General features: G+C 74.6%; 23 protein-coding genes. 12 read left to right on the forward strand and 11 right to left on the reverse strand.

The features are described from left to right. Positions 1 to 24 precede the first annotated feature (24 nt). The 3 genes from BJ983_RS01650 to BJ983_RS01660 all read right to left on the reverse strand — a co-directional run bounded on the left by BJ983_RS01650 (position 25) and on the right by BJ983_RS01660 (position 4,774). Positions 25 to 930, reverse strand: a complete 906-nt coding sequence (locus BJ983_RS01650) for a type IV toxin-antitoxin system AbiEi family antitoxin domain-containing protein (RefSeq protein ID WP_179792200.1) — start codon at positions 928 to 930, stop codon at positions 25 to 27. A gap of 95 nt (positions 931 to 1,025) precedes the next feature. Beyond that, positions 1,026 to 2,606 carry a LuxR C-terminal-related transcriptional regulator gene (locus BJ983_RS32015; protein ID WP_179792201.1) on the reverse strand — a complete coding sequence of 527 codons (1,581 nt, stop codon included), beginning with the start codon at positions 2,604 to 2,606 and terminating at the stop codon, positions 1,026 to 1,028. Beyond that, positions 2,603 to 4,774 carry an Hsp70 family protein gene (locus BJ983_RS01660; RefSeq protein ID WP_246325736.1) on the reverse strand — a complete coding sequence of 724 codons (2,172 nt, stop codon included), beginning with the start codon at positions 4,772 to 4,774 and terminating at the stop codon, positions 2,603 to 2,605. The genes BJ983_RS32015 and BJ983_RS01660 overlap by 4 nt, the downstream gene beginning before the upstream one ends. Positions 4,775 to 5,103: 329 nt before the next feature. Between BJ983_RS01660 and BJ983_RS01665 the strand changes: the two genes are divergently transcribed. The 3 genes from BJ983_RS01665 to BJ983_RS01675 all read left to right on the forward strand — a co-directional run bounded on the left by BJ983_RS01665 (position 5,104) and on the right by BJ983_RS01675 (position 9,562). Next, on the forward strand, positions 5,104 to 6,039 hold the full coding sequence (locus BJ983_RS01665) for an IniB N-terminal domain-containing protein (protein WP_179792203.1): 936 nt from the start codon (positions 5,104 to 5,106) through the stop codon (positions 6,037 to 6,039). A gap of 140 nt (positions 6,040 to 6,179) precedes the next feature. Further along, positions 6,180 to 8,006, forward strand: a complete 1,827-nt coding sequence (locus BJ983_RS01670) for a dynamin family protein (protein WP_179792204.1) — start codon at positions 6,180 to 6,182, stop codon at positions 8,004 to 8,006. After that, a complete protein-coding gene (locus BJ983_RS01675; RefSeq protein WP_179792205.1) occupies positions 8,003 to 9,562 on the forward strand; it encodes a dynamin family protein in 1,560 nt (519 codons plus the stop codon). Before BJ983_RS01670 ends, BJ983_RS01675 begins: the two co-directional genes overlap by 4 nt. On the opposite strand, the gene BJ983_RS01680 is transcribed toward BJ983_RS01675, so the two are convergent. After that, positions 9,494 to 9,994, reverse strand: a complete 501-nt coding sequence (locus tag BJ983_RS01680; RefSeq protein ID WP_343053613.1) for an EamA family transporter — start codon at positions 9,992 to 9,994, stop codon at positions 9,494 to 9,496. The two genes, BJ983_RS01675 and BJ983_RS01680, sit on opposite strands and share 69 nt — an antisense overlap. A 37-nt stretch (positions 9,995 to 10,031) precedes the next feature. Between BJ983_RS01680 and BJ983_RS01685 the strand changes: the two genes are divergently transcribed. Then, entirely contained in the window at positions 10,032 to 10,868 is an 837-nt protein-coding gene (locus BJ983_RS01685; protein WP_179792206.1) for a LysR family transcriptional regulator, read from the forward strand. Between the two features lie 37 nt (positions 10,869 to 10,905). Further along, a complete protein-coding gene (locus tag BJ983_RS01690) occupies positions 10,906 to 11,487 on the forward strand; it encodes an HAD-IA family hydrolase (RefSeq protein ID WP_179792207.1) in 582 nt (193 codons plus the stop codon). Here BJ983_RS01690 and BJ983_RS01695 read toward each other — a convergent pair. Next, a complete protein-coding gene (locus tag BJ983_RS01695; RefSeq protein WP_179792208.1) occupies positions 11,474 to 12,400 on the reverse strand; it encodes an SDR family oxidoreductase in 927 nt (308 codons plus the stop codon). The two genes, BJ983_RS01690 and BJ983_RS01695, sit on opposite strands and share 14 nt — an antisense overlap. Positions 12,401 to 12,505: 105 nt before the next feature. Between BJ983_RS01695 and BJ983_RS01700 the strand changes: the two genes are divergently transcribed. The 3 genes from BJ983_RS01700 (at position 12,506) to BJ983_RS01710 (ending at position 14,659) form a co-directional block, all read left to right on the forward strand. Then, positions 12,506 to 13,009: a putative immunity protein gene (locus BJ983_RS01700; RefSeq protein ID WP_343053614.1), complete on the forward strand. Its 504-nt coding sequence runs from the start codon at positions 12,506 to 12,508 to the stop codon at positions 13,007 to 13,009. Between the two features lie 61 nt (positions 13,010 to 13,070). Beyond that, a complete protein-coding gene (locus tag BJ983_RS01705; protein ID WP_179792209.1) occupies positions 13,071 to 13,721 on the forward strand; it encodes a methyltransferase domain-containing protein in 651 nt (216 codons plus the stop codon). Between the two features lie 104 nt (positions 13,722 to 13,825). Beyond that, the gene (locus BJ983_RS01710) at positions 13,826 to 14,659 is read left to right on the forward strand and encodes an MmyB family transcriptional regulator (protein WP_179792210.1); all 834 of its coding nucleotides are present in this window, start codon (positions 13,826 to 13,828) and stop codon (positions 14,657 to 14,659) included. A gap of 5 nt (positions 14,660 to 14,664) precedes the next feature. Here the strand turns inward: BJ983_RS01710 and BJ983_RS01715 are convergent, their stop codons facing one another. The 6 genes from BJ983_RS01715 to BJ983_RS01740 form a co-directional block, all read right to left on the reverse strand. Beyond that, on the reverse strand, positions 14,665 to 15,948 hold the full coding sequence (locus tag BJ983_RS01715; protein WP_218890053.1) for an MFS transporter: 1,284 nt from the start codon (positions 15,946 to 15,948) through the stop codon (positions 14,665 to 14,667). Positions 15,949 to 16,075: 127 nt separating this feature from the next. Continuing rightward, positions 16,076 to 17,545: an MmgE/PrpD family protein gene (locus tag BJ983_RS32020; RefSeq protein WP_343053616.1), complete on the reverse strand. Its 1,470-nt coding sequence runs from the start codon at positions 17,543 to 17,545 to the stop codon at positions 16,076 to 16,078. Next, positions 17,542 to 18,354 (reverse strand): cyclase family protein, encoded by an 813-nt coding sequence (locus BJ983_RS01725; protein ID WP_179792212.1) that lies wholly within the window; start codon positions 18,352 to 18,354, stop codon positions 17,542 to 17,544. The genes BJ983_RS32020 and BJ983_RS01725 overlap by 4 nt, the downstream gene beginning before the upstream one ends. Further along, entirely contained in the window at positions 18,354 to 19,163 is an 810-nt protein-coding gene (locus BJ983_RS01730; protein WP_179792213.1) for an aldolase/citrate lyase family protein, read from the reverse strand. The genes BJ983_RS01725 and BJ983_RS01730 overlap by 1 nt, the downstream gene beginning before the upstream one ends. After that, the gene (locus BJ983_RS01735) at positions 19,160 to 20,341 is read right to left on the reverse strand and encodes a CaiB/BaiF CoA transferase family protein (protein ID WP_179792214.1); all 1,182 of its coding nucleotides are present in this window, start codon (positions 20,339 to 20,341) and stop codon (positions 19,160 to 19,162) included. The genes BJ983_RS01730 and BJ983_RS01735 overlap by 4 nt, the downstream gene beginning before the upstream one ends. After that, positions 20,338 to 21,126 (reverse strand): IclR family transcriptional regulator, encoded by a 789-nt coding sequence (locus BJ983_RS01740; protein ID WP_343053617.1) that lies wholly within the window; start codon positions 21,124 to 21,126, stop codon positions 20,338 to 20,340. Before BJ983_RS01740 ends, BJ983_RS01735 begins: the two co-directional genes overlap by 4 nt. A 164-nt stretch (positions 21,127 to 21,290) precedes the next feature. Between BJ983_RS01740 and BJ983_RS01745 the strand changes: the two genes are divergently transcribed. From BJ983_RS01745 to BJ983_RS01760, 4 genes are all read left to right on the forward strand, one after another. Then, positions 21,291 to 22,709 (forward strand): FAD-dependent oxidoreductase, encoded by a 1,419-nt coding sequence (locus BJ983_RS01745; RefSeq protein ID WP_179792216.1) that lies wholly within the window; start codon positions 21,291 to 21,293, stop codon positions 22,707 to 22,709. Further along, the gene (locus BJ983_RS01750) at positions 22,706 to 24,169 is read left to right on the forward strand and encodes a dihydroorotase (RefSeq protein WP_179792217.1); all 1,464 of its coding nucleotides are present in this window, start codon (positions 22,706 to 22,708) and stop codon (positions 24,167 to 24,169) included. The genes BJ983_RS01745 and BJ983_RS01750 overlap by 4 nt, the downstream gene beginning before the upstream one ends. Before the next feature lie 51 nt (positions 24,170 to 24,220). Next, positions 24,221 to 25,249, forward strand: a complete 1,029-nt coding sequence (locus tag BJ983_RS01755) for a class I SAM-dependent methyltransferase (RefSeq protein ID WP_179792218.1) — start codon at positions 24,221 to 24,223, stop codon at positions 25,247 to 25,249. A gap of 84 nt (positions 25,250 to 25,333) precedes the next feature. Further along, the gene (locus BJ983_RS01760) at positions 25,334 to 26,767 is read left to right on the forward strand and encodes a transposase (RefSeq protein WP_179792219.1); all 1,434 of its coding nucleotides are present in this window, start codon (positions 25,334 to 25,336) and stop codon (positions 26,765 to 26,767) included. Positions 26,768 to 26,880 lie beyond the last annotated feature (113 nt).

The raw sequence follows: 26,880 nt of genomic DNA on the forward strand, positions 1-26,880 counted from the left end.
CCGATGGCTGGGCGTCCGGATCCGCTACATCTCTGCCCTGACTGCCCGGCGGCGGACCTCGATGATGCGACGCAACTCGTCGAGCAGCTTCTCCGGACGGTGCACCAGGTCGTCCCACGTCACCTCGATCACCACCCAGCCCGCGGCGACGAGGGCGCGCTTCCGGGCCCGGTCGTCCACGAACCGCGACGGGTCGACGTGGAAGGCCCATCCGTCGACCTCCAGCGCCAGCTTCAGCTCCAGGAACCCGAGGTCGACCACCGCGTCCCGACCGTCGGGCAACGTGACCTCGAGGTTGACCGTCCAGCCCGTGATCCCCCCGCGGCGGAGCAGGGTGAGCGTGCGGCGTTCCGCGGTCGAGGCGGCCCGGTCGGCGGCCTCGTCGAGCATACGGCGGGCGACCCCGGAGCCCTGTCGACCGACGTGCCGGTCCTGCACGGTGTTCAGCTCCTCGAGGGTGACCCGACCCTGCTGCAACGCCCGGTCGAGGAACTCCTGGCCCCGACCACCGAGCGCCACCGCCGTGTCGAGGACGGCGAGGGCCCGCGCGACGACCCACAGGCCGCGGTGTTCGATCCGGTCGCCGCGCAGGTCTCGGCGGATCATGGCGACACCGTCCGGGGCGCGCCGGGAGGAGTGCGGCGGGACGACGACGCCCACGGGATGGGGCGAGTCGATCTCGAGGCCGAGCCACCAGGCGGCAGCCGGTCCGGCCAGGGCCCCGGTGGGGCGGGCCCACTCGGCGGCGACCCGGACCTTGGCAGCAGGCGTCCACCGCCAGGCGATCGCGAAGTAGACGCCGGGGGCCCGCCGCAGCCATTCACCGCTGGCGACCTTCCGGGCGATCTGGTCGTCGCTGAGCCCACATGCGCGGGCCTGGGCGCGGGTGATCACGCCGTCGTGGGCGGCGAGGAATCGCTGGAGCTTCACACAGGCTCGGACGCAGCCCGGGTCGGCGCGGATCCACGATTCTCGGAGATGTAGCGGATCCGAGGGCTCAGCGTCCAGATCCGCTACAGCTGACGTCAGCCGGAGAGGGACGCCCGGAGGTCGGCGAGCAGATCGCTGCGGGACTCCGACCCGAGGCGCTGGCGCATGCCCCGGACGTGGTGCTCGACTGTCTTCGCGGTGATGAAGAGCCGGTCGCCGATCTCGCGGTAGGTCAGTCCCTCGAGGACGAGCTCCGCCACCTCGCGCTCCCGGTCGGACAGCACGCAGGGCCGCGGGGTGGGGGTCACGACGACGGGGGCGGCCGCGGCCTCGACGGTCACGGTCTCGGCGGGCACGGCCGGGCCGGCCAGGATGCCGCGGGCGAGGTTGAGCATGGCGGCGAGGACGCGCTTGTCGCTGGTGCGGACGGCGGCCTCCTTGGCGAGGCGCGCGCCGTCGTAGGCCATGCCCGCGTCGGACAGGGAGCCCGCGACGGCGCTGACGTCGTCGGCGTCCACGTCGCCGGCGAGCACCCGCAGCCACGTGCGGGCGGCCCGGGAGAGGACCAGTGCGAGGGAGCCGGCGTGGGCGGCCACGTCGGCGGCGCCCTCGGCGAGGTGTGCGGCGTGGCGCTGGGCGGCGGGCGGGTCGTCGGAGGCGACGGCGGCGAGGAACGCGCACCAGTGCCACGGCGCGGCCCAGAGGACCGGTTCGCCGAGGGCGGTGAGCAGCTCGTCGCCGGCCTGGAGGTGCGGGGCGAGCCAGGCCAGCTGGCCGAGGCGGCCGGCCACGACGGCGAGCTCCCCGATCGCCAGCAGCGACCACAGGTCGACGGCGTGGCGCAGCACGGCCTCGCGGGCGCGGGACCAGACGGCGAGCAGCCCGCGCGTGTCACCGGCACGGCGCACCAGGCCCGCCTCCAGGGCGACCGCGACCAGCTCGTCCCGGGCGTGGACCGGCTCCGGACGGGCGTTCGCGGCGTCCAGTCCGGCACGCGCCGCGAGCAGGTCGCCGCCCGCCATGTCCGCCCACGCGCGCAGGAGCAGGTGGCGCCGACGGTACGGCGCGCCCCCGAGGTCGGCGGCTACCGCGCGGTCGACGAGGGTGCGGGCGAGGTCGGGCTCGCCCCGGTGCAGGGCGACGAGGGCACCGAGCGCGGCGGGGGAGTCGTCGTGCAGCACCGGCGTGGCGCGGCACTCGAGCATCGCGGCGGCCCGGGTCAGGTCGGACAGAGCCGACGCCGAGCCGGCGGGTCGCACGCTCGCGCGGACCGCCTTCCCGACGAGGCCGTCGGCGCCGGTCCGGAGTGTCGGCGGCGCGGGGCGGCCCGGGTCGGCCGGGGAGTCGGGCAGCTCCCGGCCGGTGCCGACGAGGGCGATCGCCGCGGCGGGGGAGGCCTTCGCGGGGGCGACCGCGGCGACCCAGGCGTGCAGCTCCGCGGCGTCGGCGAGCATCCCGCGGTGGGCGTGCACCCCGGCGAGGACCTGCGCGGCGCGGACGAGGTCGGTGACCGGGGCATCGGCGGCGAGCACCTCGTCGGCGCACCGGGCGGCCTCGACGAGCTCACCGGTCAGCGCGGCCTGCTCGGCGAGGGTGACGAGGTCGCACGACGACGGGCGCCCGGAGTGGCCGAGGTCGTCGACACTCATCGGGCGGTCCAGCTCGGGGGCGCTCACGCCGTCTTCGTGGCGTCGGCAGCCGCCGCGGGCGGCGTGGAGGTCGTGGTCCCGCCGGGGGCGGGGGTGCCTCCGCCGGACGGCGTGCCGCCACCGGACGGGGTCCCGCCACCGGACGGCGTGCCCCCGCCGGAGGGAGCACCACCCCCGGACGGGGTGCCCCCGCCGGGCGGGGTGGTGTCCCGGGGGGTCTGGGCCGGGGGAGTAGCGGTGTTGACGGGTGCCGGGTTGTTCACGGCGGGTGCCGGGGCGACAGCCGCAGGCGGCGGCACGACGGCGGGCGCCGCGACCGGGGCGACCGGCTTCTTGGCAGCTGGGGCCGTCGTGCGGTTGGACTTGGTCGCCGCCACGTTGGTGGCGTTCCCGCCGGAGGTGTCCGTGGCTCCCGATCCGCCGAGGGTGTTCGGGGGGAGGGTTCCGGCGTCGCCGACGGCGGGGGCGGCCGGCGCGGGCGACGCGGCGCCCGGCACGGCCGAGGCGGAGATGCTGGCGTCGCCGCTGGTGTTCTTGACCATCGGCACCGCGACGGCGACGACACCACCGGCGACCAGCACGGCGGCGGCGCCGGCACCGATCGCGAGGCGGCGCTTGCGGGTGTCGGGCTTCCCGGGCGGGGCGAGCTGTCCGGCCCACGGCGCCGGGGCGGCGACGTGCGCGGGCGGCAGGGCACCGGTCGGCATCGGGGTGCGGCTCGGCAGGCCGGCGCCGAGGGTGTCGGTGACCGGGTCGTCGTCGATCGTCCGGTAGCGCGGGTCGAGGCGGACCGGGCTGGTCGTCGGGTCCTCGGCGTGCGCGCGCAGCGCGGCGGCCGGGCCGACGAACTCGGTGCGCGGCTCCGCCTCGGCGTGCGCGAGCAGGGCGGCGGCGGGGCCGACGAACTCGGTCCGCGGCTCGGGTCGATCGAAGGGACCGGAGATGGGGGCGGCGATCGGGGCACGACCCGGCGTCGGGAAGGGGCCCGAGATCGGGGCACGACCCGGCGTCGGGAAGGGGCCGGAGACCGCGGGGAAGGCTCCCGACGGCGGGCGGACGACGCCGGAGGCGGCCGCGGCGGCCCAGGTGGCGCCGCGAGCGACGACGGTGGTCGGGTCGGGGTCGATCGAGACCGGGCGGCCCAGCTCGGCGGAGAGCATCCGGGCGACCAGCGGGATGCGGGAGGAACCGCCGACGAGGAGGACCCCGTCGAGGTCGGCCGGGCGGACGCGGGCGGAGTCGAGCACCTCGCCGAGGACGTCGATCGTCTGGCGCAGGGCCGGGGCGATCATCTCCTCGAACTCGCCGCGCGTGACGCGCACGCGGGTGGAGACGTTGGGCAGGCGGACGTCGACGACGGCCTCGGTGTCGACCGACAGCGCCTCCTTCGCCGCCACGCAGGCCCGGCGGAGGCCGGCGACGGCGCGGACGGTGGAGGGGTCGGCCGGGTCGAGGGAGGCGACGGCGCCGCCGAGCTCGGAGCAGACGTGCCAGAACAGGGCCTCGTCGAAGTCGATGCCGCCGAGGGCCTCGATGCCCTGGCCGCGGCCGAGGACGGTGAGGCCGACCGGCGCGACGGGGGAGGCGGGGACGCCGCGGACGACGGCGGCGTCGAAGGTGCCGCCGCCGAGGTCGTACACGGCGACGGTGCGTCCCACCGGCAGGCGACCGGCGGCGGCGTGCGCGGAGGCGGCGGCCTCGGGCTCGGTGAGCAGGACGACGTCGTGCAGGCCGACCTCGGCGAGCGCCTCGGTGAACACGCGACGGCGGTACGCGCCCCAGCCGGCCGGGTGGGCCACGGCGAGCCGGCGCGGCGCGCAGCCCTGCTGGCCGGCGACGCGGTCGGCGGTCCAGCGCACCATCTCGGCGGCGACACCGTCGGCGGAGAAGCCCTCACCGGCGACGACGATCGGGGTGTCGTCGCCCAGGCGACGCTTGAACTCGCGGACCACGCGCTGCGGGGCCCACGGAGCGCGGGCCTCGGCCTCGCCGCCGACGAGCAGCGACCCGTCGTCGTCGACGAGGAGCACGGAGGGGACCTGGACGGCGCCGCGGTCGAGGCCGACGACGCGCACGTCCGGTGCGGGGGCGAGGTGGACGGCGGCGGCGGTGAAGGTGGTGCCGAGGTCGATGCCGAGGTCGTAGGCCACGGGCGTCCCGGGTCCTGTCGTCCCCGCCCGACGCGGGTCCACCATCGTCACACCCAGCTCCATCCCGCCGTGGCCGCCCGGACGGGGCGGCCGTGTCGCTGACTCGTGCGCATCATCGACCCGATCCGGGCGGTCGTTACACGTTCGTAGCTCTATCGAGTGACGGTAGTCCGTTCGGATGGTCGAGCTACATCACCTGCCGTGACCCCGGGGTGCCGATCGGGGACCCCGGTCCGGATCCCCTAGGGGGTCGTCCGCGGAACCCGGCGGGAGCCCCGATGGCCCCGACGCCCCCGACGACGACTGTTCTCACCACGCCGCCCGGACCGACCAGGCCCGAGGCGCTCCCACCTTCTTCCTCAGGGGCAGACACCATGGCTGAGCACAAGACCCTCCTCGAGTTCCTGATGGACCTCCTCAACAACCACGACGCGCTCGCCGAGTTCCGCGACGACCCGCACGCCGCGCTGCAGGCCGCCGGCCTCGGCAACGTCTGTGTCGACGACATCAAGGAGCTCCTCCCCGTCGTCCTCGAGAAGGTCGACGCCGAGAAGTGCGCGCAGTACGAGGACGACTGCGACGACGACAAGTGCTGGGACGCCGAGCCCAAGCACCACGACGACCACGAGCACCACCACAAGCACATCGACTGCGACGACGAGGGCCGCCCGGCTCCGCACTGCACCGAGATCGACAAGGTCGTCACGCACCTCAACTACGTGACGAACAACTACTCGTACGACTCGCACGACACGTTCGTCACGAACAACAACATCACCAAGATCTGGGCCGGCGACAACGCCGACATCAACGTCGACAACCACAACACCACCGCCGGTGCGGGTGGCGTCGCGGTGGGCGGCGACAACAACGCCCCGATCGTCACCGGCGACCACAGCTTCGTGGGCGACGGCAACCAGGTCTCCGGCGACGGCTCGACCACCGCCTTCGGTGCGGGCAACGCCACCTCGCTGGACCACGTCGGCACCGGCCAGGGCGGCGTCATCTCCACCGGCTCCGGCACGGTCAACAACTCGAACGCCTTCGGCGAGGGCAACCAGGTCGCCGGCGCCAACGGCGTCAACACCGACTCGCACGCCGACAACTCGGTCCACACCGACGCCTCGACCAACGACTCGGGCAACACGAAGATCGACAACTCGCACCAGGACAACCACTCCGAGGCGAACACCGACTCGTCGATCCACGACAACGACACCAAGCTGGCGAGCGACAACCACCTGACCGACGACCACTCGCAGGTCGTCGACCACGGCCACATCGACAACGGCCTGCTGCCGATCGCCTGAGTGGTCACACCCATCGGGTGACAGGCATCCGGGGACGAGCGGCACGGCGGTCGGAGCGGGCCGCGTAACGTCCCCGAGGTGACAACGAGGCCGGGACACGGAACTCCGTGTCCCGGCCTTCGTGCGCGTGGGGAGGGGTCTTGAACAGCAAGGACCTGGTCGACCTGGTCAAGGTCGCCCGTCAGGCGGCGACGGCCTACGGCCGCCCCGACCTGGAGAAGCGGCTGTCGATCGTGTCGGCGACGGTCGCGGACGACCGCGCCCGGGTGCTCGTCATGGGCGAGTTCAAGGCGGGCAAGACCGAGCTGGTCAACGCGGTCCTCGGCGGCCGCGCACTGCCGACCGACGCCCACCGCGCCACCACCGTGCCGACGGTCTGCGTCCACGGCGCGCAGCGGGCGGTCACCCTGGTCCGCGCGGTCGAGGGCGGGCAGGAACAGCAGCAGATCGGGCCCGGCCAGCTCGCCGAGCACGTCACCGAGGCGGGCAACCCCGACAACCGCGCCGGCTGGTCCCACGCCGAGGCCACCCTGCCGGTCGACGTGCTCGAGGGCATGCGCCTGGTCGACACCCCCGGGGCGGGTGGGCTCGCCTCGCCGGCGTCGGTGTCGACCATGGCCGAGCTGCCCGGCGCCGATGCCATGCTGCTGGTCTGTGACGCCGGGCGGGAACTGACCGCGCCCGAGCTCGCCCTGGTCCGCACCGCCGCGGCGGTCTGCCACACGGTCGCGGTCGTGCTCACCCGCACCGACCTGCACCCGCACTGGCGCCGCATCGCCGACCTCGACCGTGGGCACCTCGACCACGCCCACGAGTCCCTGCGCCGGGTCCCGGTGCTGCCGACCTCGGCGGCGCTGGCGCTGCACGCGGCCGAGCACGACGAGGCGTCCCTGCTCGCCGAGTCGGGCCTGCCGGAGCTGCGCGACCTGCTGCGCTCCGAGGTCGTCGGAGGCCGGCACGCCCGGCGGACGCGGATGGCGACCGACGAGGTCCTCGTGGTCTGCGAGCAGCTCGCCGCCCGGTTCCGCGCCGAGCGCGACGCCCTGGCCGACCCGGGCCGGGCGCAGCGGATCAGCGACGAGCTGGAGCGGTCGAAGGCCCGGGTCGTCGCCCTGCGCGACCGTGCCGCCCGTTGGCAGCAGACCCTCAACGACGGCACCCAGGACCTGGTCTCCGACATCGAGTACGACCTCCGCGACCGCCTGCGCACCGTCACCACCGACGCCGAGGCGGCCCTCGACGACACCGACCCCGCGAAGACGTGGGAGCAGTTCGCCCCGTGGCTGCACCAGCAGGTGTCGGCCGCGGTCTCGACGAACGTCGTCTGGGCGGAGGAGCGGACCCGCTGGCTGGCGGAGCGGGTCGCCACCCACTTCGCCGAGGACGGCGCCGGGGTGCTGCCCCCGATGGCGTCACCCGAGGGCCAGGTGATGGCGGCCGACCCGGTCGGGCTGCTGGCCGCGCCGGACCACGAGAAGTTCGGGCTGTCGCAGTCGCTGATGATCGGGATGCGCGGGTCCTACGGCGGCGTGCTCATGATCGGCATGATGACCACGATCGCCGGCATGGCCCTGCTCAACCCGTTCTCGGTCGGCGCCGGCCTGCTGCTCGGCTCGAAGACCCTCGTCGACGAGCGCAAGCGGGCGCTGCGTCGCCGGCAGGCCGAGGCCAAGCAGGCGGTGCGCCGCCACGTCGACGACGTCATCTTCCAGGCGGGCAAGAACTCCCGCGACATGCTCCGCGAGGTCCAGCGCACGCTGCGCGACCACTTCACGACGACGGCGGAGGAGCTCGAGCGCTCCCTCAACGCCACGTCGCAGGCGGCCAAGGCCGTGGAGGCCGACGGGGCGAAGCGCCAGGCACGGCTCGCCGACGTCGCGGCGGAGCTCGAACGCCTCGAGGCGCTGGAGAAGCGGGCCCGTCGGATCCGGGAGAGCGTCGGGGCCGCCCGGCTGGTCGGCGCGTGACCGGCGCCGCCGACACCCGCACCCGACTCACCGACCAGGCCCGATCCGTCGTCGGGAATGCCCAGCGGCTCTACGGGACCGGGGCGCCCGACGCGGCCAACGGGTGGGCGCGGGCGGTGCTGCAGGACGCGCGGGCCCGGCTCGACGAGCCCCTGCGGGTCGCGCTCGCCGGGACGCTGAAGGCGGGGAAGTCGACGCTGCTCAACGCGTTGGTGGGCGAGCGTGTGGCGGCCACCGACGCGGGCGAGTGCACGCGGCTGGTCACCTGGTATCGCGACGCCCCGTCGCCGACGGTGCTGCGCGAGGACCTCGACGGGCGCCGCGGACCGGTGCCGTTCGCCCAGGACCGGGAGGGCCTGCGGATCGACCTGCGCGGGGTCGACCCGGCGCGGGTCGGGCGGCTGCTCGTCGACTGGCCGTCGCGGGGGCTCGCGGAGACGACGCTGGTCGACACCCCCGGCCTCGACTCGATCCGCGAGACCAACTCCCGGCGCACGCTCGCCTTCGTCACGCCCGACGACCGGCCCTCCGGCGCCGATGCGGTCGTCTACCTGATGCGCCACGCGCACCGCAACGACGTCGGGTTCCTCGAGGCGTTCGCCGACCTCGCCCGGGGCGGCGCGGGTGGGTTGGGCGCGGTGGGCGCCTCCGGGACGGTCGTGGTCCTCTCCCGCGCCGACGAGATCGGCGGCGGGGGACTGGACGCCATCACGACGGCGGGTCAGGTCGCCGACGCGTACCGCTCCGACCCGGCGCTGCGGCCGCTGTGCCAGACGGTCGTCGCCGTCGACGGGCTGCTCGCCGAGACCGCGCGGACCCTGCGTCAGGCCGAGTTCACCGCCCTGCGGGCGCTGGCCCGGGCCCCGCGGGCGGAGGTCGACGCCCTGCTGCTCTCGGTCGACCGGTTCTGCGCGGCCGAGCCCCCCGCCGTCGTCGCGGAGGCCCTCGCGTCCGACCCGGAGGGGGTGCGGCTCGACGCGCCGACCCGGCGGTCGTTGATGGACCGCTTCGGCGTCTACGGCATCCGCACCGCGACGACCGTGCTCCGTCGTGGCGCCCGCACCGGCCGCGGCGTGGTCGACTCGGCGTCGCTGGCCGAGGAGCTGGTGCGCCGCTCAGGGCTCGAGGAGCTGCGCGAGGTGCTCGCGTCGCGGGTGGTCGGGCGGCGCGACGTGCACAAGGCACGGTCGGCGCTGCTGGCGGTCGAGATGGTGCTCGCGCGGGCGCCCCGACCGGACACCGGGCCGCTCGCGGCCGAGCTGGAGCGCGTGCTCACCGGCGCCCACGAGTTCACCGAGCAGCGCCTGCTCGCCGCGCTGCGCCAGGGGCAGGTGACGATGCCGCCCGACACGCAACCGGAGGCCGAACGGCTCCTCGGCGGCGACGGTCCTGACCCGGCCGAACGTCTCGGCGGCGCCGACGACCCCCGCGGGGCGGCGCTCGAGGCGCTGGACCGCTGGCGCACCCGGGCGGAGTCGCCGTTGACCTCACGCGCGGCCGCCGAGGTGGCCCGCGCCGTCGTGCGGTCGTGCGAGGGAGTGCTGACGCACCTGTAGGGCGACGGCGCCCAGCACCAGTGCGGCGCCCACCAGCACGACCGGTCGGAACTCCTCGCCGAGCACGAGCACACCGGTCAGGTAGGCGACGACGGGCACCGCGTACGCGTAGGTGCCGACCAGCGACACCGACGCGTGGCGCAGCAGCCACGTGAACAGCGCGAATCCGGCGAGCGAGTCGACGACCAGGAGCACGGCCACGGCCGCCCACGAGGAGGCGTTCCCGACGATGGGCGTGGCCGGGTCGAGCACCAGACCGACGGTCAGCACCAGGGCGCCGCCGACGACGAGCTGCACCGCCGTCGCGGCACCCGCCGCCGGGAGGACGACGCTGCGGGCGGCGACGAGCGTCCCGGTCGCCCACAGCACGCTCGACGCCACGATCACCAGTGCCCACGGGGTCCAGCCCGGACCGCCCGCCTCGGCCAGCACCAACGACTTCGTCTCCTACCCGGCATGATGCGCACTCATGGACGTCGCGCTCGCCCAGCTCGACGCCGTGCTCGCCCTCGCCGAGCACGGCAGCTTCACCCGCGCGGCGGCGGCCCTGGGGCGGACGCAGTCGGCCGTGAGCCGGTCGGTGGCGACCCTCGAGCGCCGGCTCGGGGTGCCGGTCGCGCACCGCGGGCCGGTGGTGACGCTCACCGCCACCGGCCGGGAGGTCGCCGAGCACGCCCGCGCGGTGCGGGGGCACCTGGAGGCCGTGGCGGGGCTCGCGCAGCGCGGGGCGCGGGCGGACCTGCGCGTCGGCGCGGTGCACTCGGCGACGGTGCGGCTGGTGCCGGCGGTGGTCCGACGGGTGCCGGGCCGGGTGTGGGTGGTGCAGGGCGACGACGACGAGCTGGCCGCGTGGTTCGCGTCGGGGACGGTCGACCTGGCCGTGTCCACGTGGGGTCCGGAGCACTTCGGCGCGGCCGACACGCACCTCGTGCGGGAGGACGCGTTCCTCGCCGTGCTCCCGGCGCGGCACCCGCTGGTGGGGCACGGCCCGGTCGGGCTCCGGGCGCTGGTCGAGGCCCGTGTGGCCGACCCCGGCGGCACCTGCGGGCCGCAGCTCGAGGACGGCTACCTGGCGCACGGGGAGTCGTGGGTGCCGGCGCACGTGGTGCGTGACGTCGGGACGGTGCTGGCGATGGCGGCGGCCGGGATCACGGTCGGTGTGCTCCCGGCGCTCGCGTTGCCCGACCCGTTGCCGTCGGGGGTCGTGGTGCTGCCGCTCGACCCGCCGTTGGGCCGGACCGTGCACGTGCACACCCGGTCCGTCCCGGGCGCGGCCGACCTGGCGGAGCTCCTGGCGTCGGTCTGACCGGCCGGGCGACCGGGACCCGGTTACCGTCGGCGGCGTGATCGTTCTCGACCTCGGCGGCGTCCTCGTCGCGTCGGACCAGGTGATGACCGCCGTCGCGGAGCGGCTCGGCGTGCCCCGGCCGGCGCTCGAGGAGGTCTACTACGGGCCGCCCCGGCAGACGTTCGACCTCGGCGGGCCCGACCTGGAGTACTGGACCGCCGTGGGGGACGAGCTCGGCGTGTCCGTGACCCCCGAGGACGCCGCCGAGCTGACCGTGATCGACGCGCGCAAGTGGGCTGACCTCACGCCGGGCTCCGCCGAGTTCCTCGCCGCGCTCGCCGGGCACCGCACCGCGGTGCTCTCGAACGCCCCGGCGCACCTGGCGCGCACCGTGCGGGACGCCGGGTGGTCGCGGGGGTTCGAGACGTTGGTGTTCTCCGCGGAGGTCGGCCTGGTGAAGCCGGACCCCGCGATCTACGCCGCGGCCGACGAGGCCTACGGCACGACACCGTCCGAGTGCGTCTTCTTCGACGACCGCCCCCGCAACGTCGAGGCCGCCCGCGAGCACGGCTGGGAGGCCCACGTGTGGGAGGGGCCGACCGCGGCGCTGGAGCGCCTCGGCGTCAGGACGGGGTGAGCCGCCCGACCAGCTCCTCCGAGACCTGCCAGACGCGCGCGGCCTCGGCGTCGTCGCGCAGCGGCTTGTAGAGCGCCTGCTCGGCGGGCCCGCCGCCGACGTGTCCGGGGCCGGACGGTCCGTAGAGGTGACCGCCGCGGGCGTCGGGGGAGGTTGCGGCGAGCAGCGCGGGCAGGGCGGCGCTCTCCGGGGTCCCGGTGAGACCGATCCGGGACAGGAGGCCGATCACGGCCCGACCGCGTGCCGGGCGCGCCCGGCCCAGCTCACTGCGCGCGTTGAGCAGGTTGGTCGGCGCGACACCGGGGTGGGACAGCACGCTGGTGATACCCCAGCCGTTCGCCCGGCTGCGCCGCTCCAGCTCGAGGCCGTAGAGCCCGAACGCGACCTTCGACTGGCGGTAGGCGGCCATGCCGTCGTAGGAGCGCTCCCACTGCAGGTCTTCCCAGTGGATCGGCCCGCGGGCCGCCGCCACGCTGATCTGGTGCACGACGCGGGCGTTCCCGGCCTGCAGCAGCGGCATCAACCCCGCGACGAGCGCGACGTGCCCGAGGTGGTTGGTGCCGAACTGCAGCTCGAACCCGTCGGCCGTGACCTGGCGGTCGGGCGGGGTCATCACGCCCGCATTGTTGATCAGCAGGTGGATCGGGCGGCCCTCGCGTCGCAGGGTGTCGCCGAGCGCGCGGACCGAGGCGAGCGAGGACAGGTCGAGGTCGCGCAACGCGACTCGGGCCGCCGGCGCCTGGCTGCGGATCGCGGCGAGCGCCGCCTCGCCCTTGCGCGGGTTGCGGACGGGCAGCAGGACCTCGGCGCCGGCGACCGCGAGCCGGGTCGCCAGGTGGAGGCCGACACCGTCGCTGCCGCCGGTGACGACGGCGAGGCGGCCGGTGAGGTCGGGGACGGTGATCTCCCGCATGGCGACTCCTTGATCGGTGGGCTGGCACCGAGACTGCCGTCGCCCACCGGGGGCCACCACGGCCCGCTCATCAGGGGATCGGCGATCCGCCCCTACGGTCGGCGCGTGGAGCTGACCCTCGACGAGCTGCGCGCGGTGGCGGCCTTCGCGGTCGCGTGCGCCCGCCCGGTCCTCCCGCTGTTCGAGGCGAGCTTTCCCGACGACGAGCGGCCGCGGCTCGCGCTCGCGGCTGCGGCGGCCTTCGTCGAGGGCGGGCCCCGGACGAAGGCGATGCGCGACGGGGCGTGGGGTGCGCAGCGGTCGGCGATCGCGGCCCGCGACGCCGGCGAGCTCGTGGCGGAGCAGGCCGCGCGGGCCGCACTGGCGGCCGGCGGGGCGGGGTACCTGCACCCGGTGGCGGACGCCGCCCAGGTCCGGCACGTCGTGGGCGCCGCCGCCCACGCGCTGCGGGCCCGGGAACTGGCCGGTGGCCTCGCCCCGGTGGCGGCGACGGCGGAGCTGGCCGGACCCGTCGTCAGGATGGTGCTGCAGCGGTATCCGGCTGCACCGGCCAGTGGGGGACGGGTCGGCGAGCTGGTGCGGGAGGTGGATGAGGTGCTGCGCATGTGAGCACAAAGGGTCGCGATGACGACCGTTTGTGCTCACGTGCGCGGAGCGCACACTGACGGCCGTGCGCCGGCCCGAGGATCTCGACACCGTCCGGGAGTCCTACGACCGGGTCGCGGACGCCTACGTCGAGATGGTGGAGACGACGGGGTTGGGCGACATCCGCACGCACCCCTGGCTGCAGGCGTCGGTGGACGCGTTCGCGGCGTCGGTGGCGGGACTCGGGCCCGTGCTGGACGTCGGGTGCGGGCCCGGGCTGGTGACGGCGTACCTCGCGGAACGGGGCCTCGACGTGACCGGCGTGGACCTGTCGCCGCGGATGGTCGAGCACGCCCGGCGGCTGTTCCCGACGTGCTCCTTCCAGGTGGCGTCGGCGACGGACCTGGACCTCGCCGACGCGACCTACGGCGGGCTGCTCGGCTGGTGGTCGCTGTTCAACCTGCCGCGGGACGTGCTGCCGGAGGTCCTCGCGTCGTTCGCCCGGGCGCTGGTGCCGGGCGGGCGACTGCTCGTCGCGACCCACGTGGGCGATGACGATCTGGAGCGGACGGAGGCCTATGGCGGCGTTCCGGTGCGGTGGACGACGCACCAGTGGCGGCCGGAGCAGCTGGCGAGCCTGCTCGAGGCGGCGAACCTGGCGGTCGTGGCCGACCTCCGGCTACCGGCCGAGCCGCCGATCGGGCCGACCGTGGTGATGTGCGCTGCGCGCAGGTGAGCACTTCGAGGGCCTATAGCCCCACTTTCTGCTCACGTGCGCGCAGCGCACCCTGGGATCGGCAGGCCGTGGCTGACGGCGGAGGGGACCGGTAGGCAGGAACCGTGATCGATCGGACAGGGCTGGCGGAGTTCCTGCGACGCCGGCGGGAGTCGTTGCAGCCGGAGGACGTCGGGCTCGCACGCGGTGCGCGCCGCCGGACGAACGGGTTGCGTCGCGAGGAGGTCGCGGCGCTCTGTCACATGTCCACCGACTACTACTCGCGGCTCGAGCGGGAGCGGGGCCCGCAGCCGTCGGAGCAGATGGTCGCCTCGATCGCGCAGGGTCTGCACCTCTCGCTCGACGAGCGCGACCACCTGTTCCGGCTGGTCGGCCACGTCCCCCCGACGCGTGGGGGCTCGGGGGACCACATCGGCCCGGGGCTCCTGCGGGTGCTCGACCGCCTCGTCGACACGCCCGCGGAGATCACCACCGAGCTCGGGGAGACCCTCCGTCAGACCCCCCTCGGCGTCGCCCTGACCGGCGACCTCACCCGGTTCCGGGGCAACGCCCGCAGCATCGGCTGGCGCTGGTTCACCGACCCGTCGGCCCGCGCGCGCTACCCGGAGGAGGACCACGACCACCTCTCCCGGATGTTCACCTCGGGCCTCCGGCAGATCGTGGGGCAGCGGGGTCGGGAGTCGGCGGCGGGACGGATGGCCGACGACCTGCTGGGCCGCAGCCCCGAGTTCCGCCGGTTGTGGGACCAGCACGAGGTCGGGGTGCGGCCGCAGGAGCCCAAGCGGTTCATGCACCCCGAGGTCGGGCTGCTGGAGCTGAACTGCCAGCACCTGCTCGACCCGGAGCAGTCGCACCGCCTGCTCGTCTACACCGCCGTCCCGGGCAGCGAGAGCCACGAGAAGCTCCAGCTGCTCGGGGTCATCGGGGCGCCGGTGTAGGGGACTCAGACCGACTCGGTCGCGGACCGCGGGGCGGCCGTGCGCTCCGGCTCCTTCGTCGCGAACAGCATGAGCAGCGCACCGATCAGCGCGAGCACGGACATCGTCACGAAGCCGCTGGTGAACGTGCCGGTGCTCTGCACGATGGCGCCCATCGCGACCGGCGCGATGACCCCGGAGATGGCGAAGGCGGCGTCGGCGAAACCGGCCGCGGTCCCCGGCTGGTTGGGCTCGGCGTCGATCGACGCGACCCACCAGATGCCGCCGGTGACGAACCCGAAGCCGACGCCGCACGAGATGAAGATCAGGGCGACGGTCAGGGTCGGGTCGAGGAACACCGGGATCAGCGAGGCACCGGAGCACAGCAGGGCGACGCCCATGATCGTGTAGCGGCTGCGCACGCTGCGGGTGCGGCGGTAGACCCGGTCGACGAGGAACCCGCCGACGAGGGCGCCCACGACGCCGGCCGCCCACGGGGCGATGGAGAAGGCGCCGACCGCCTTGATGGACAGGCCGTAGGACGTCGAGAGGAACTGGGGCAGCCAGTACATGAAGCCCCAGAACATGAAACCCCACGAGAAGTAGCCGATCGCGCAGATCCACAGGTTCCGGTTCCGCAGGATCGCGCCCCAGTCGGTCCCGGTCGGGGCCTCGTGGCTCACCTCGGCCTCGCGCCCGGCGAGGATCAGGGCCCGCTCGGCGTCGTTGACCTGCGGGGCGTCCTCCGGCGCACTGCGGAGCAGGCCGATGGCCACGACGATCCAGAGCAGCCCGAGGCCGCCGATCACCCAGAACATCCCGCGCCAGCCGACGGCCCCGATGAGCTGCGTGAGCAGCGGACCGGCGATCAGGAGGCTGCCGGACACGGCGACCCCGCCGATGAGGGCGAGGGCGAAGCCACGCTCCGCGGCGGGCAGCCAGCGTCCCGCCGTCCGGGTGGCCGCGGGGAACGCCGGCGCCTCGGCGGCGCCGAGCACGATGCGGATGAGCAGGAGCCCGACGAACCCGCCCGCGAGGGGGACGAGCGCGGTGGTCAGCGAGAACAGGCCGACCGCCGTGATCAGGACCTTGCGCGGCCCGAACCGGTCCACGAGCGGACCGGAGAGGAACGCGAAGACCGCGTAGCCGATGGAGAAGACGCTCGAGACCACGCCGTACTGCGTGTCGGTGATCCCGAACTCGGTCTTGAAGGGCGTGACCGCGTAGGAGATCGCGCTGCGGTCGATGTAGTTGATGACGATGAGGGCGACGATCAGTCCGATCGTGACCCAGCGAAAGCGGGTGGGCATGGTCCTCACCTGTCCGGAGAATGTCGTTCCGCTGAAAGGAACAGCAGCCGAGTGGCGTTGGTGTGAAGAATGGCCGCGTCAGCGAGATCGGGTCAAGGCTCCCGGTAGAACCCGTGACACGGATTTCTCAATCGTTCCGCTGATAGGAACGTAATTCGGCGGCGAGGTCGCGTGGTGACAGATCCCCGCGCAGATCCCACACCCGGTCGGCGAGTTCGCGGGTCCCGCCGTTCATGGCGAACTTCGTCCCGTGCTCGGCAGGGGACAAGGGCCGGTACGGGCCACCGCGGTTGTCGCGCACCCGCTCGGTGAGCGTCTCCCCGGAGTGCAGATGGGCGGTCAGGACGGCGGGGAAGGCGCGGGGGAAGCCCGCGGTCGCCTCGTCGTCGGGAACGCACTCCACCCGGGAGGCGAGGTCGAGACGGGCCGGGTCGGCGGCCGCGGCGTCGGTGAAGTCGGCGTGCGAGACGCCGAGCCCGCCACGGTCGCCGGTGAGGGCCGCCGCGACGGTGTAGGGCCCGGAGAACGCCCCGTGGTAGCCGGAGCGCGGCCGGGCCTTCTCCTCCGGCGGCTCCGCGATCGTGCGCATCACGGGCGCCGGGATACCGAGGACGAGGCGCTCGACGTCGTCGGGACGGACCCCGCGGTCGCGCAGCGCGAGCGCGGCGTCGATCCCGGCGTGGGTGAAGTGGTTGCAGGGGTAGGGCTTGTAGAAGACGCGCAGGGTCTCCCAGCGCTCGCCGAGCCCCTCGGTGACCTCGTCGATGCGCACCCGGTCGCCGCAGAACGCCTGCAGGAAGCCGAACCGGCCCTCCAGGACGGTCGGGGGCCCGGTCAGCCCGTGGCGCGCGAGGTCCGCGGCGGCCACCCCGGCGTGGGCGGCCCAGCCGCAGTGCACGCGCTTGACGGTGCCCCCGGTCCGGTTGGCCTCGATGACCCCGGCGCCCATCGACGCGGCGATCCCGATGGTCGACGTGAGCTGCTCCGCGGAGAGCCCCCGCAGCATCCCGGCCGCGACCGCCGCGCCGACCGCACCGCAGATCGCCGTCGCGTGCTGGCCGTACTCGAAGAAGACGGAGTTGCCGAGCTCCTCGTCGTACCCGGCCATCCCGAGCCGACAGGTCAGCTCCACCCCGATCGCCGCGGCGTCGAGGAACGCGGGACCGCTCGCACCGACCGCCTCGGCCACCGCGAACGCCGCCGGCAGCACGGCGGCCGACGGGTGGAGCACCGACGGCAGGTGGGTGTCGTCGAAGTCGAGGGAGTGCGCCAGCGTGCCGTTGACCAGCGCGGCCGACGGCGCGGGCAGGCTCGAACCGTCCGCGAAGGAGGTCGACGTCCCGGTCCCGCCCCACTCGTCCACCACCGCCGAGACGATCCGCCCCGGCTCCTCGCGGCGGGCGCCCAGGCAGTTGCCGAGCAGGTCGACGGTGCGCGCGGCGAGGTCGTCGCGCAGCTCGGCGGGCAGCCCCTCGCGGGCCACGCGCGCGGCGAGGTCGGCGACCTGCTGGGCGGGGGTGCGCCCGTCGTCGTGAGGGGAGGATTCGAGCGCTCTTGTGGCGCGAGGGTTCCCCTCACGCGGCACGGAGGTGCTCACGCGACCACCGCCACCGGGCGCACGGGCGAACCGGTGCCGCCGACGATCCGCAGCGGCGCCATGACGAAGAGGAACTCGGTGAGGCCCTCGGCCGAGGCGTCCTCCAGCGCCAGGTGCTCGATGATGTGGATGCCGTGCTCGACGAGCAGGATCCGGTGCACGGGCAGCACCCGGTGGCCCGCGCCCGGCGGGATGCACTCGAACGCGGTGGTGTCCCCGCCGGCGGCGACCACGCCGCGCTCGGCGAGCCAGCGCGCGCCGCTCTCGTCGACCCCGGGCACGCCGTCGGCCTGCCCGAGGTAGGTGGGCGCGTCGCCGAAGTGGCGGGCCCAGCCGGTGCGCACCAGCGCGACATCCCCGCGGCGCGGTTCCGGGCCCGCCGCCGCCAGGTCCTCCGCCGTCACGGCCTCGCCCGGCGCGAGGGAGTCCACACCGCGGGCGGCGGCCACGTCGAGCAGTACCCCGCGCGTGATCATCGGCGGGATCGTCTCCGCGCCGTGCTCGCGGTGCACGCCGCCGACCTGCGCGTCGTGAGCTGCGACCCCGCCGTGGAGGCAGCCCTCGTGGCTGACGTGGGAGAGCGCGTCGACGTGGGTGCCGACGTGCCCACCGGTCACGATCATCTCGTTGGACGCGGACCCGCCGTCGGGACGGACCATGTCGCCGTGCCGGCGGATGAGCGTCATCCGGAAGCCGGGATGGTTCGGCGAGCAGGGCATGCCGGTGAACAGCGGCTGCCCGAGCTCGACGGTGCGCACGCCGCCGGCGATCGCGTCGAGCAGGGCACGGGTCGAGGTCGCGCTGGTCATCACGTCTCCTGGTTCTGGGCGAGCAGCGCCCGCGCGCCGGCGACGACGGCCGGGTCGACGAAGCGGCCGTCGGCGTCGAGGAAGGCGGTCTCGGTCGAGTCCTCCAGCGAGGCGAGCAGCGCCCGGGCGCGGGCGAGCTCGTCGGCGGAGGGGGTGAAGGCGCGGTGCACCACCGGCACCTGGCGGGGGTGGATCACCGAGCGGCCGTGGAAGCCGCGTTCCCGCGCGGACGCGGAGTCCGCGGCGAGGCCGGTGAGGTCGGCGACGTCGGTCCAGACCGGTGCGACCGGGCTCGCGAGACCCCCCGCCCGGCTCGCGACGACGACCCGCTGCCGCGCCCACTCCAGCGCCGTCCGGTCGCGGACGCGGAGGTCGGCGGCCAGGTCGGCCTCGCCGAGGGAGAGCCCGACGACGTCGTCGTGCGCCCTCGCGAGCTCGAACGCCCGCTCGACGCCGAGCGCCGACTCGAGCAGCAGGTGCAGCGGACGCCCGAGCGCCTGCGCCACGTCCGTCACGACGGCGGGGTCGGTCGCCTTGGGCACGCGGACGCCGTCGAGCGGCAGCCCGGCGAGCGCCTCGAGGTCGAGGCGACCCTCCTCGTCGTCGGGACGGTTCATCCGCACCCAGAGCGGTTTCGTGCTCGTCAGCCCGGCCAGCGCCTCCCGGGCCAGGACCTTGGACCCCACCGGCACGGCGTCCTCGAGGTCGACGACGACGGCCTCGGCGTCGCCGGCGAGGGCCTTCGCGACGAGGTCGGGCCGGTGGCCGGGGACGTAGAGCCAGCTCCGGGCGACCCCGTACCCGCTCACACCGCTCCCGCGGCGCGCAGCGCGGCGAGCCGGTCGGCGTCGACGCCGTGCTCGGCGAGGACCTCCGCGGTGTGCCGGCCGAGCGCCGGTCCGGCGGTGCGGATCGCGCCCGGGGTCTCGGAGAGGCGGAACGGGACGTTCTGGAAGCGGACCGGCCCGAGCTCGTCGTCGTCGACGGTGACGATGCTGCCCAGGGCGTCGTACTGCGGGTCGGCGAGCACGTCGGCCGCCGTGTAGATCGGCGCGACCGCCGCCTCGGCCTTCTCGAACGCCGCGACCACCTCGTCGCGGTCACGGGCGGCGATCCACGCACCGACGGCCTCGTCGAGCTCGTCGGCGTGCTGCGCGCGCGACCACCCTGCCGCGAACCACGGCTCGTCGATCAGCTCGGGTCGGCCGACCAGCCGCATGACGCGCTCCGCGATCGACTGCGCGCTCGTCGAGACCGCGACCCAGCGGCCGTCGGCGCACTCGTAGGTGTTGCGCGGCGCGTTGTTCGACGACCGGTTGCCGTGCCGGGGCTGGAGCTCGCCGAGCTGGTCGTAGGCGATGACCTGCGGCCCGAGCACCGTGAGGAGCGGCTCGATGATCGCCATGTCGACGTCCTGGCCGCGTCCGGTCTGCTCGCGGGCCCGCAACGCCGTCATGATCGCGAAGGCCGTGGTGAGCGCGGTGACGCCGTCGGCGAGGCCGAACGGGGGCAGGGTCGGCGGGCCGTCGGGCTCGCCGGTGATCGCGGCGAAGCCGCTCATGGCCTCGGCGAGCGTGCCGAAGCCCGGTCTGGAGGCGTACGGCCCGAACTGGCCGAAGCCCGTGACGCGGGCGAGGACGAGGCCGGGGTTGCGCTCGCGCAGGACATCCGGCCCGAGACCCCACCGCTCCAACGTGCCGGGGCGGAAGTTCTCGATGATCACGTCGGCGTCCGCCGCGAGCTCGCGGAACACCTCCTGCCCCTCCGGCGTGGAGAGCACGAGCGTGATCGAGCGCTTGTTGCGGCCGAGCATCTTCCACCACAGGCCGACGCCGTCCTTGGAGGCGCCGTGGGTGCGGCTCGGGTCGCCGCGGGGGTGCTCGATCTTGATGACGTCCGCGCCGTGGTCGCCGAGCAGGGTGGCGGCCAGCGGGCCGGCGAACAGGGTCGCGACGTCGAGGACCTTGAGTCCGGCGAGGGCTGTCATGCGGTCCTTTCCGGGCGCCGCGGGGCGGCGCCGAGACGGTGGGAGATGCGATCGGCCACGGCGACGACGCGCGGGGCGATCGCGGTGACGAACTCGTCGGTGACGCGGTAGCGGGGCCCGCACACCGAGATGGCGCCGAGCACCTCCCCGGAGACCCCGAACACCGGGGCCGCGACGGACCCGGCGTCGGCCTGGCGCTCGCCCATCGAGGCGGCGTAGCCGGCGGCGACGATCCGGTCGAGCTCGGGACGCAGCACGGCGGGGTCGACGACCGTGCCCGGCGTCAGGGACTCCAGCGGCTCGGCGAGGACCTGGTCGCGTTCCTCCGCGGAGAGGAACGCGAGCATGCACTTGCCCGAGCTGCCGGCGTGCAGCGGGAACCGCCGGCCCAGCTCGACGGTCATCTTGATCTCGTGGGTCCCGACGACCTGGTCGAGGTAGACGCGGCCGTGCGGCACCGGGGTGGAGAGCGTCGCGGTCTCGCGCGTCTCGTCACGCAGCTCGCGCAGGAGCGGCAGCGCGGCCTGGCGCAGGTCGGACTCGCGCAGGGCCCGTGCGCCGATCGCGGCCGCCGCCGGACCCAGCCGGTACTCGCGGGTGACCGGGTCGAGGGCCACCATCCCGCGCCCTGCGAGCGAGGTCAGGATCCGGTGCACCACCGCCTTGGAGAGGCCGAGCTCCCGCGCGATGTGCGAGACGCCCTGGCTCGACGGGCCGTCGACGAACAACAGCAGGACGTCCGCCACGCGGGCGGTCGCCTCGGTCCCACCGGTCTGCTCGGGCACCCGTACCTCCACCTCGTACCGCTGGACGAAACACAGCGTTCATCGTGGAGGCGGGCGGCGTCAAGTCCGTTGATCCCTGCCGTTGTGCTGGGCGGTCCGAGCTGCTCTCATGGGTCGAAGAGCGGAGAACGAGCATTGTTTCTCTGAGCGGAACGGAGGCCGGGATGGCGGACGTCGACCTGCTGGTGGCCGGCGCGGGCGGTGGTCTGGCCGGCGCCCTGCGGGCCGCCGAGCGGGGACTGCAGGTGGTGGTGGCCGAGGCCAACCCGCACTTCCGGCGGGGGAACAACACCGCGATGTCGACGGCGATGATCCCGGGCCCGGGCAGCCGCTTCCAGCGCGCCGCGGGTGTCGAGGACTCCCAAGAGCGCTTCCTCGCCGACGTGGCCGCGAAGACCCGCGGCGAGGCCGACCCCGTCGTCGCCAAGACCCTCGCCGGGGTCGGGGCCGAAGTCGTCGAGTGGCTCGCCGACCACGTGGGGCTGCCGGTCGAACTCGCCGCCGTCGACTACCCGGGCCACTCCGTGCGCCGCTGCCACACGCTGCCCGGCCACCACGGTTCGACGTTGCTGCGCGGGCTCGCCGACGCCGTCGAGGCGTCGTCGTCGATCGACCTGCTGGTCCCGGCGCGGCTGACCGGGCTGGAGCCGGTCCCGGTCTCGAGCGACGGTGCCCCTCGCTCGGAACGGCAGGAGTGGCGGGTCACGCTCACCCGTCCCGACGGCGGGTCGGAGCAGCTGACCGCCGCCGCCGTCCTGCTCGCGACGAACGGCTACGGCGCCTCGCCCGAACTCGTCGGCCGCCATCTCCCCGAGATCGCCGGGGCGGCCTACCACGGCAGCGAGTACTCGACCGGCGACGCGCTGCGGCTCGGCGGCGAGCTCGGTGCGGCGACCGGGTTCCTCGACGCCTACCAGGGCCACGCCGGGCTGTCGGCCGCCGCCCGGACGCTCGTGACCTGGACGACCGTCATGGCCGGCGGCATCGTCGTCGACGCCGACGGCCGCCGCTTCGGCGACGAGACCGTGGGCTACTCCGAGTACGCCGCGATGCTCGCCGCCCGGCCCGGCGCGCGCGGCTGGGCGGTGTTCGACGCCCGGATCGACGCGGCGACGCAGGGGTTCACCGACTACCGCGACGTCGTCGAGGCCGGCGCGGTGCGCTGGGGCGCGACGGTCCCCGAGCTCGCCGACCGGATCGGGGTCGACCCCGCCGTGCTGGAGGAGGAGATCGCCGACGCCGCGGCGGTGGCCCGCGGGGAGGTCGTCGCCGACCGCGTCGGGCGCCGCTCGGTCACCGCACCCCTCGAGGCCCCCTACGCCGCCGTCGGGATCGTGCCCGCCCTCTTCCACACCCAGGGCGGGCTCGCCGTCGACGCCGACGCCCGCGTGCTCGACCCGGCCGGGCGCCCGCTCGGCTCCCTCCACGCCTCGGGCGGCGCCGCGGTCGGGATGTCCGGCCACGGCGCCGCCGGCTACCTGGCCGGCAACGGCCTCCTGCCCGCCCTCGGCCTCGCCTACCGGGCGGCCGACCACGTGGCCTCCGCAGCCTCCACCCACCCCGTCAGGAAGGTTCACGCATGACGCACGACCTGATCCTCCGCAACGTCCGCGTCGTCCGTCCCGGCGTCGACGACGCCTCCCTCGGCGACATCGCCGTCGACGGCGGGCGAGTCACCGAGGTCGGACCCGACCTCGGGACGGATGCCCACGAGGTCGTCGACGGGCGCGGTCAGCTCGCGTTCCCCGGTGTCGTGGACGCCCACCAGCACTGGGGCATCTACAACCCGCTCGAGGAGGACACGGCCACCGAGAGCCGTGCGTGCGCCCAGGGCGGGGTGACCACCTCGCTGACCTACATGCGCACCGGGCAGTACTACCTGAACACCGGCGGGCCGTACTCCGAGTTCTTCCCGCGGGTGCTCGCTGCCTCGGACGGGCGCTCGTACGTCGACTACGCCTTCCACCTCGCGCCGATGTCGGCCGGGCACATCGACGAGATCCCGACGCTCGTGGACGAGCACGGCGTCACGTCGTTCAAGATCTTCATGTTCTACGGCAGCCACGGGCTGCACGGGCGGTCGAACGCCCAGAACGACTTCCTCATGATCCCCGAGGGCGAGCGCTACGACATCGCCCACTTCGAGTTCGTCATGCGCGGCATCCAGCGCGCCCGCGAGGGCCGGCCCGACATCGCCGACGCCATCTCGCTGTCGCTGCACTGCGAGACCGCCGAGATCATGACGGCGTACACGAAGATCGTGGAGCAGGAGGGGCGCCTGTCCGGCCTGGAGGCCTACAGCGCGTCGCGGCCGCCGCACTCGGAGGGGCTCGCCGTCACGATCGCCTCCTATCTCGCGCACGAGACCGGACTCCCGACGATCAACCTGCTCCACCTGTCGTCGGGAAAGGCGCTCGAGGCCGCCATGCTGATGGCGCAGACGTTCCCGCACGTCGACTTCCGGCGGGAGGTGACCGTCGGGCACCTGCTCGCCGACATCCACACCGCCGACGGCGTGGGCGGCAAGGTCAACCCGCCGCTGCGGCCGCGCGAGGACGTCGAGGCGCTGTGGCGGCACGTGCTCGCGGGTGACGTGTCGTGGGTCGTCTCCGACCACGCGTGCTGCAAGGAGGCGACGAAGTTCGGCGACGACCACGAGGACGTCTTCGCGGCCAAGTCCGGCTTCGGCGGCACCGAGTACCTGCTGCCCGGCCTCGTGGGGGAGGGGCTCAAGCGCGGACTGCCGCTGTCGCGGATCGCGGAACTGACCTCGACGGCCCCGGCGCAGCGGTTCGGGCTCGGCGCCACCAAGGGCGACCTGGCGCCGGGCTTCGACGCCGACATCGCCCTCGTCGACCCCGACCGCTCGTGGACCGTCGACCCGGCCGACTCCGAGTCGACCCAGGAGTACACGCCCTTCCGTGGGCTGGAGATCGGATCGACCGTCACGCGGACGTTCCTCCGTGGTCGGACGGTCTACGTCGACGGCGCGGTCGTCGGCGAGCCGCAGGGTCGCTTCCTGAGGAGGCCTACGGCCCTGTGAGTACCTTTCCGTGCCAGGACACGGAGAAGTACTCACAGGCGCGGAGCGCACATGACGGCGATGGAGGGCGGCGGGCGGTACAACGCCCACGCCTCGGCGCAGGCCGCGTCGGCGGAGTTCGCGCTCGACCTGGTGCGGGAGGCCGCGCGGACCGCGCCGGTCGGGCCGGACGGGACGGTCACCGTCGTCGACTACGGCGCCTCGGAGGGCCGCAACTCCCTGGCGCCCGTGAACGCCGCCGTCGAGACCCTCCGGGCGGTCCACGGCGAGGAGCAGCCGATCTGGGTGGTCCACACCGACCTGCCCGACAACGACTTCTCCTCGCTCTTCCACGTCGTCGCCGACGACTCGCGGAGCTACCGGCGGCCCGGCGTCCACACGGCGGCGGTCGGCCGGTCGTTCTACGAGCAGCTGCTCCCGATCGGCTCCGTCGGGCTCGGGTGGAGCTCGATCGCCGTGCACTGGCTGCGCGACGTCCCGGGGCCCCTCGACGGGTTCTGGCCGGGGAACGCGACCGGGGAGCAGGCTGCGACTTGGGAGCGCGCCGCGGCCGCCGACTGGTCCGCGTTCCTGACGGCGAGGTCGGCCGAGCTGCGGCCCGGGGCGCGGCTCGTGGTCGTCTCCGGTGCCGCGTACGACGACGAGCCGCCGCGGCGGTCGGGCGCGGAGCGGGTCATGGACGAGGTCGCCCGTGGTCTGGCGGCCCTCGTCGAGCGTGAGGTGCTGACCGTGGCGGAGCGGGACGCCATGGTGGTCCCGGCGTGGTACCGCACGGAGGTCGAGTGGCGGGCCCCGTTCACCGGGGACCTCGGCCTGGAGCTGGAGCGGTACGAGTCGGTCGAGCTGGGCGACCCGTTGTGGCAGCAGCACGGGGACGGCGCCGACTACGGACGGGCGGCCGCGGCGGCGATCCGGGTGTCCTTCGGGCAACCGCTGCTGCAGGGCCTGGAGCCGTCGCGACGGGAGGCCGTGGCCGCCGCCCTGTTCGACGAGCACCTCGCGAACGCGATCGCGGCGGGCCCGCCCGGGCCGTGGTTCGACTGGCGGCTGGCGATCATGTGCTTCGCACGTGAGCACTAAGGGGGGCTATAGAGCCTGTCGGCTTTTGTAGACCGGCGCCAGCGCCTCTGATTGGATCTTGGGGTGGCTCGTGACTTCCGTCCGGTGGATCGTGACACCGGGTTCCTGCTGCCCCCGGATGTGCGGGACTGGCTGCCCGAGGGGCATCTGGCCTGGACGGTGATCGACGCGGTCGAGATGTTGGATCTGACCGCGTTGATCTCCACCTACCGGCTGGGGGGTCGCGGCCGGCGGGCCTACGACCCGGCGATGATGCTCGCGTTGTTGATCTACGCGTATGCGGTGGGTCTGACGTCCTCACGCGGGATCGAACGCGCCTGCGGCCACGACGTGGCGTTCCGGGTGATCACCGCCAACCAGGTCCCTGATCACGACACCATCGCCGCGTTCCGGGTCCGGCACCGCGAGGTGTTCAAGGACCTGTTCATCGAGGTCCTCAAGGTCTGCGCGGCCGCGGGGCTGGGGCGGGTCGGGACGATCTCGGTCGATGGCAGCAAGATCGCCGCGAACGCCTCGTCGCGGCGCAACCGCACCGCGGCGGGGATCGCCAAAGCCCAGGCCGAACTGGGTGAGCCGGAGCCCGATGACCGGGGTCTGGCGGGGGTGGTCGAGGACCGCCTGGAACGGGCCGAGTCCAGCGACGCCGCCGAGGACGCCGAGCACGGGCCGGGACGACGGGGCGACGAGCCGCCCGAGGACATGAACGACCCGACCGCGCGGCGGGCCCGGCTGGCCCGGGCCGCGGCGAAGGTCGCCGAGCAGAACGCCGCCCGGGCGGCGGAAGCGGCCGCCCAGCAGCAACGCTACGAGACCAAGCTCGCGGCCCGGAACGCCCACCACGCCACCCACGGGCGCTTCCCGAAAGGCCGGCCCCCGAAGGCACCGGCCACCGCGACCGAGAGCACCCCGGCCGAGAGCACCCCGGCCGGGGACAAGCCGGTGCGGGCGAACACCACCGACCCCGACTCCCGGCCGTTGCGGACCGCGCAGGGGTTCCTGCAGGGCTTCAACTCCCAGGCCGTGGTCGGCGACGACCAGGTCGTGATCGCGGTCGAGGTCGTCGACCAGGCCAACGACGCCGGTCTGCTCGCCCCGATGACCGCCGCCGCGCTGGACAACCTCGCCCGCGCCGGGATCGACGCCCCGGTCGAGACCGTGCTCGCTGACACCGGCTACTTCACCGCCGGAGACATCACCGCCCTCGATGACGTCCACCAGCAGGGGCGGGGCCCCCGACCGCTGGTCGCGCCCACACGTGATGCGCTGCGCGACCCCGAGCAGCAACAACCACCCCGGCAGGAGTCGCGGGTGCGCCGCCGGATGCGCGAACGGCTCGCCGAGCCCGAGGCGCGCGAGCGCTACCGACGTCGCAAAGTCACCGTCGAACCGGTCTTCGGGCAGATCAAGAACCGGATCGCCGACCGGTTCCGGGTTCGGGGTCTCGTCGCGGTCCGCGCCGAGCTCACCCTGATCTCCACCGCCCACAACCTGCTCAAGCTCCACACCGCAACCACCTGAGAAGCGGGCCACGGCGCCCTCCGGGCGCCGCAGCCCGCCCTCAGGAACCCGCCGTCAGGAACCCGCCGTCAGGAACCCGCCGTCAGGAACCCGGAATCAGCGACTGACTCCGA

It is taken from the genome of Actinomycetospora corticicola, from assembly GCF_013409505.1.
Taxonomy (GTDB): Bacteria; Actinomycetota; Actinomycetes; order Mycobacteriales; family Pseudonocardiaceae; genus Actinomycetospora; species Actinomycetospora corticicola.

Excerpts from the sequence above, each read along its gene's own strand:
- BJ983_RS01685 (WP_179792206.1), top strand. The coding sequence starts at position 10,032 with ATGGACGTCGCGCTCGCCCAGCTCGACGCCGTGCTCGCCCTCGCCGAG.
- BJ983_RS01735 (WP_179792214.1), bottom strand. The coding sequence starts at position 20,341 with ATGACAGCCCTCGCCGGACTCAAGGTCCTCGACGTCGCGACCCTGTTC.
- BJ983_RS01755 (WP_179792218.1), top strand. The coding sequence starts at position 24,221 with ATGACGGCGATGGAGGGCGGCGGGCGGTACAACGCCCACGCCTCGGCG.
- BJ983_RS01665 (WP_179792203.1), top strand. The coding sequence starts at position 5,104 with ATGGCTGAGCACAAGACCCTCCTCGAGTTCCTGATGGACCTCCTCAAC.
- BJ983_RS01695 (WP_179792208.1), bottom strand. The coding sequence starts at position 12,400 with ATGCGGGAGATCACCGTCCCCGACCTCACCGGCCGCCTCGCCGTCGTC.
- BJ983_RS01660 (WP_246325736.1), bottom strand. The coding sequence starts at position 4,774 with ATGGTGGACCCGCGTCGGGCGGGGACGACAGGACCCGGGACGCCCGTG.
- BJ983_RS01715 (WP_218890053.1), bottom strand. The coding sequence starts at position 15,948 with ATGCCCACCCGCTTTCGCTGGGTCACGATCGGACTGATCGTCGCCCTC.
- BJ983_RS01725 (WP_179792212.1), bottom strand. The coding sequence starts at position 18,354 with ATGACCAGCGCGACCTCGACCCGTGCCCTGCTCGACGCGATCGCCGGC.
- BJ983_RS01745 (WP_179792216.1), top strand. The coding sequence starts at position 21,291 with ATGGCGGACGTCGACCTGCTGGTGGCCGGCGCGGGCGGTGGTCTGGCC.
- BJ983_RS01750 (WP_179792217.1), top strand. The coding sequence starts at position 22,706 with ATGACGCACGACCTGATCCTCCGCAACGTCCGCGTCGTCCGTCCCGGC.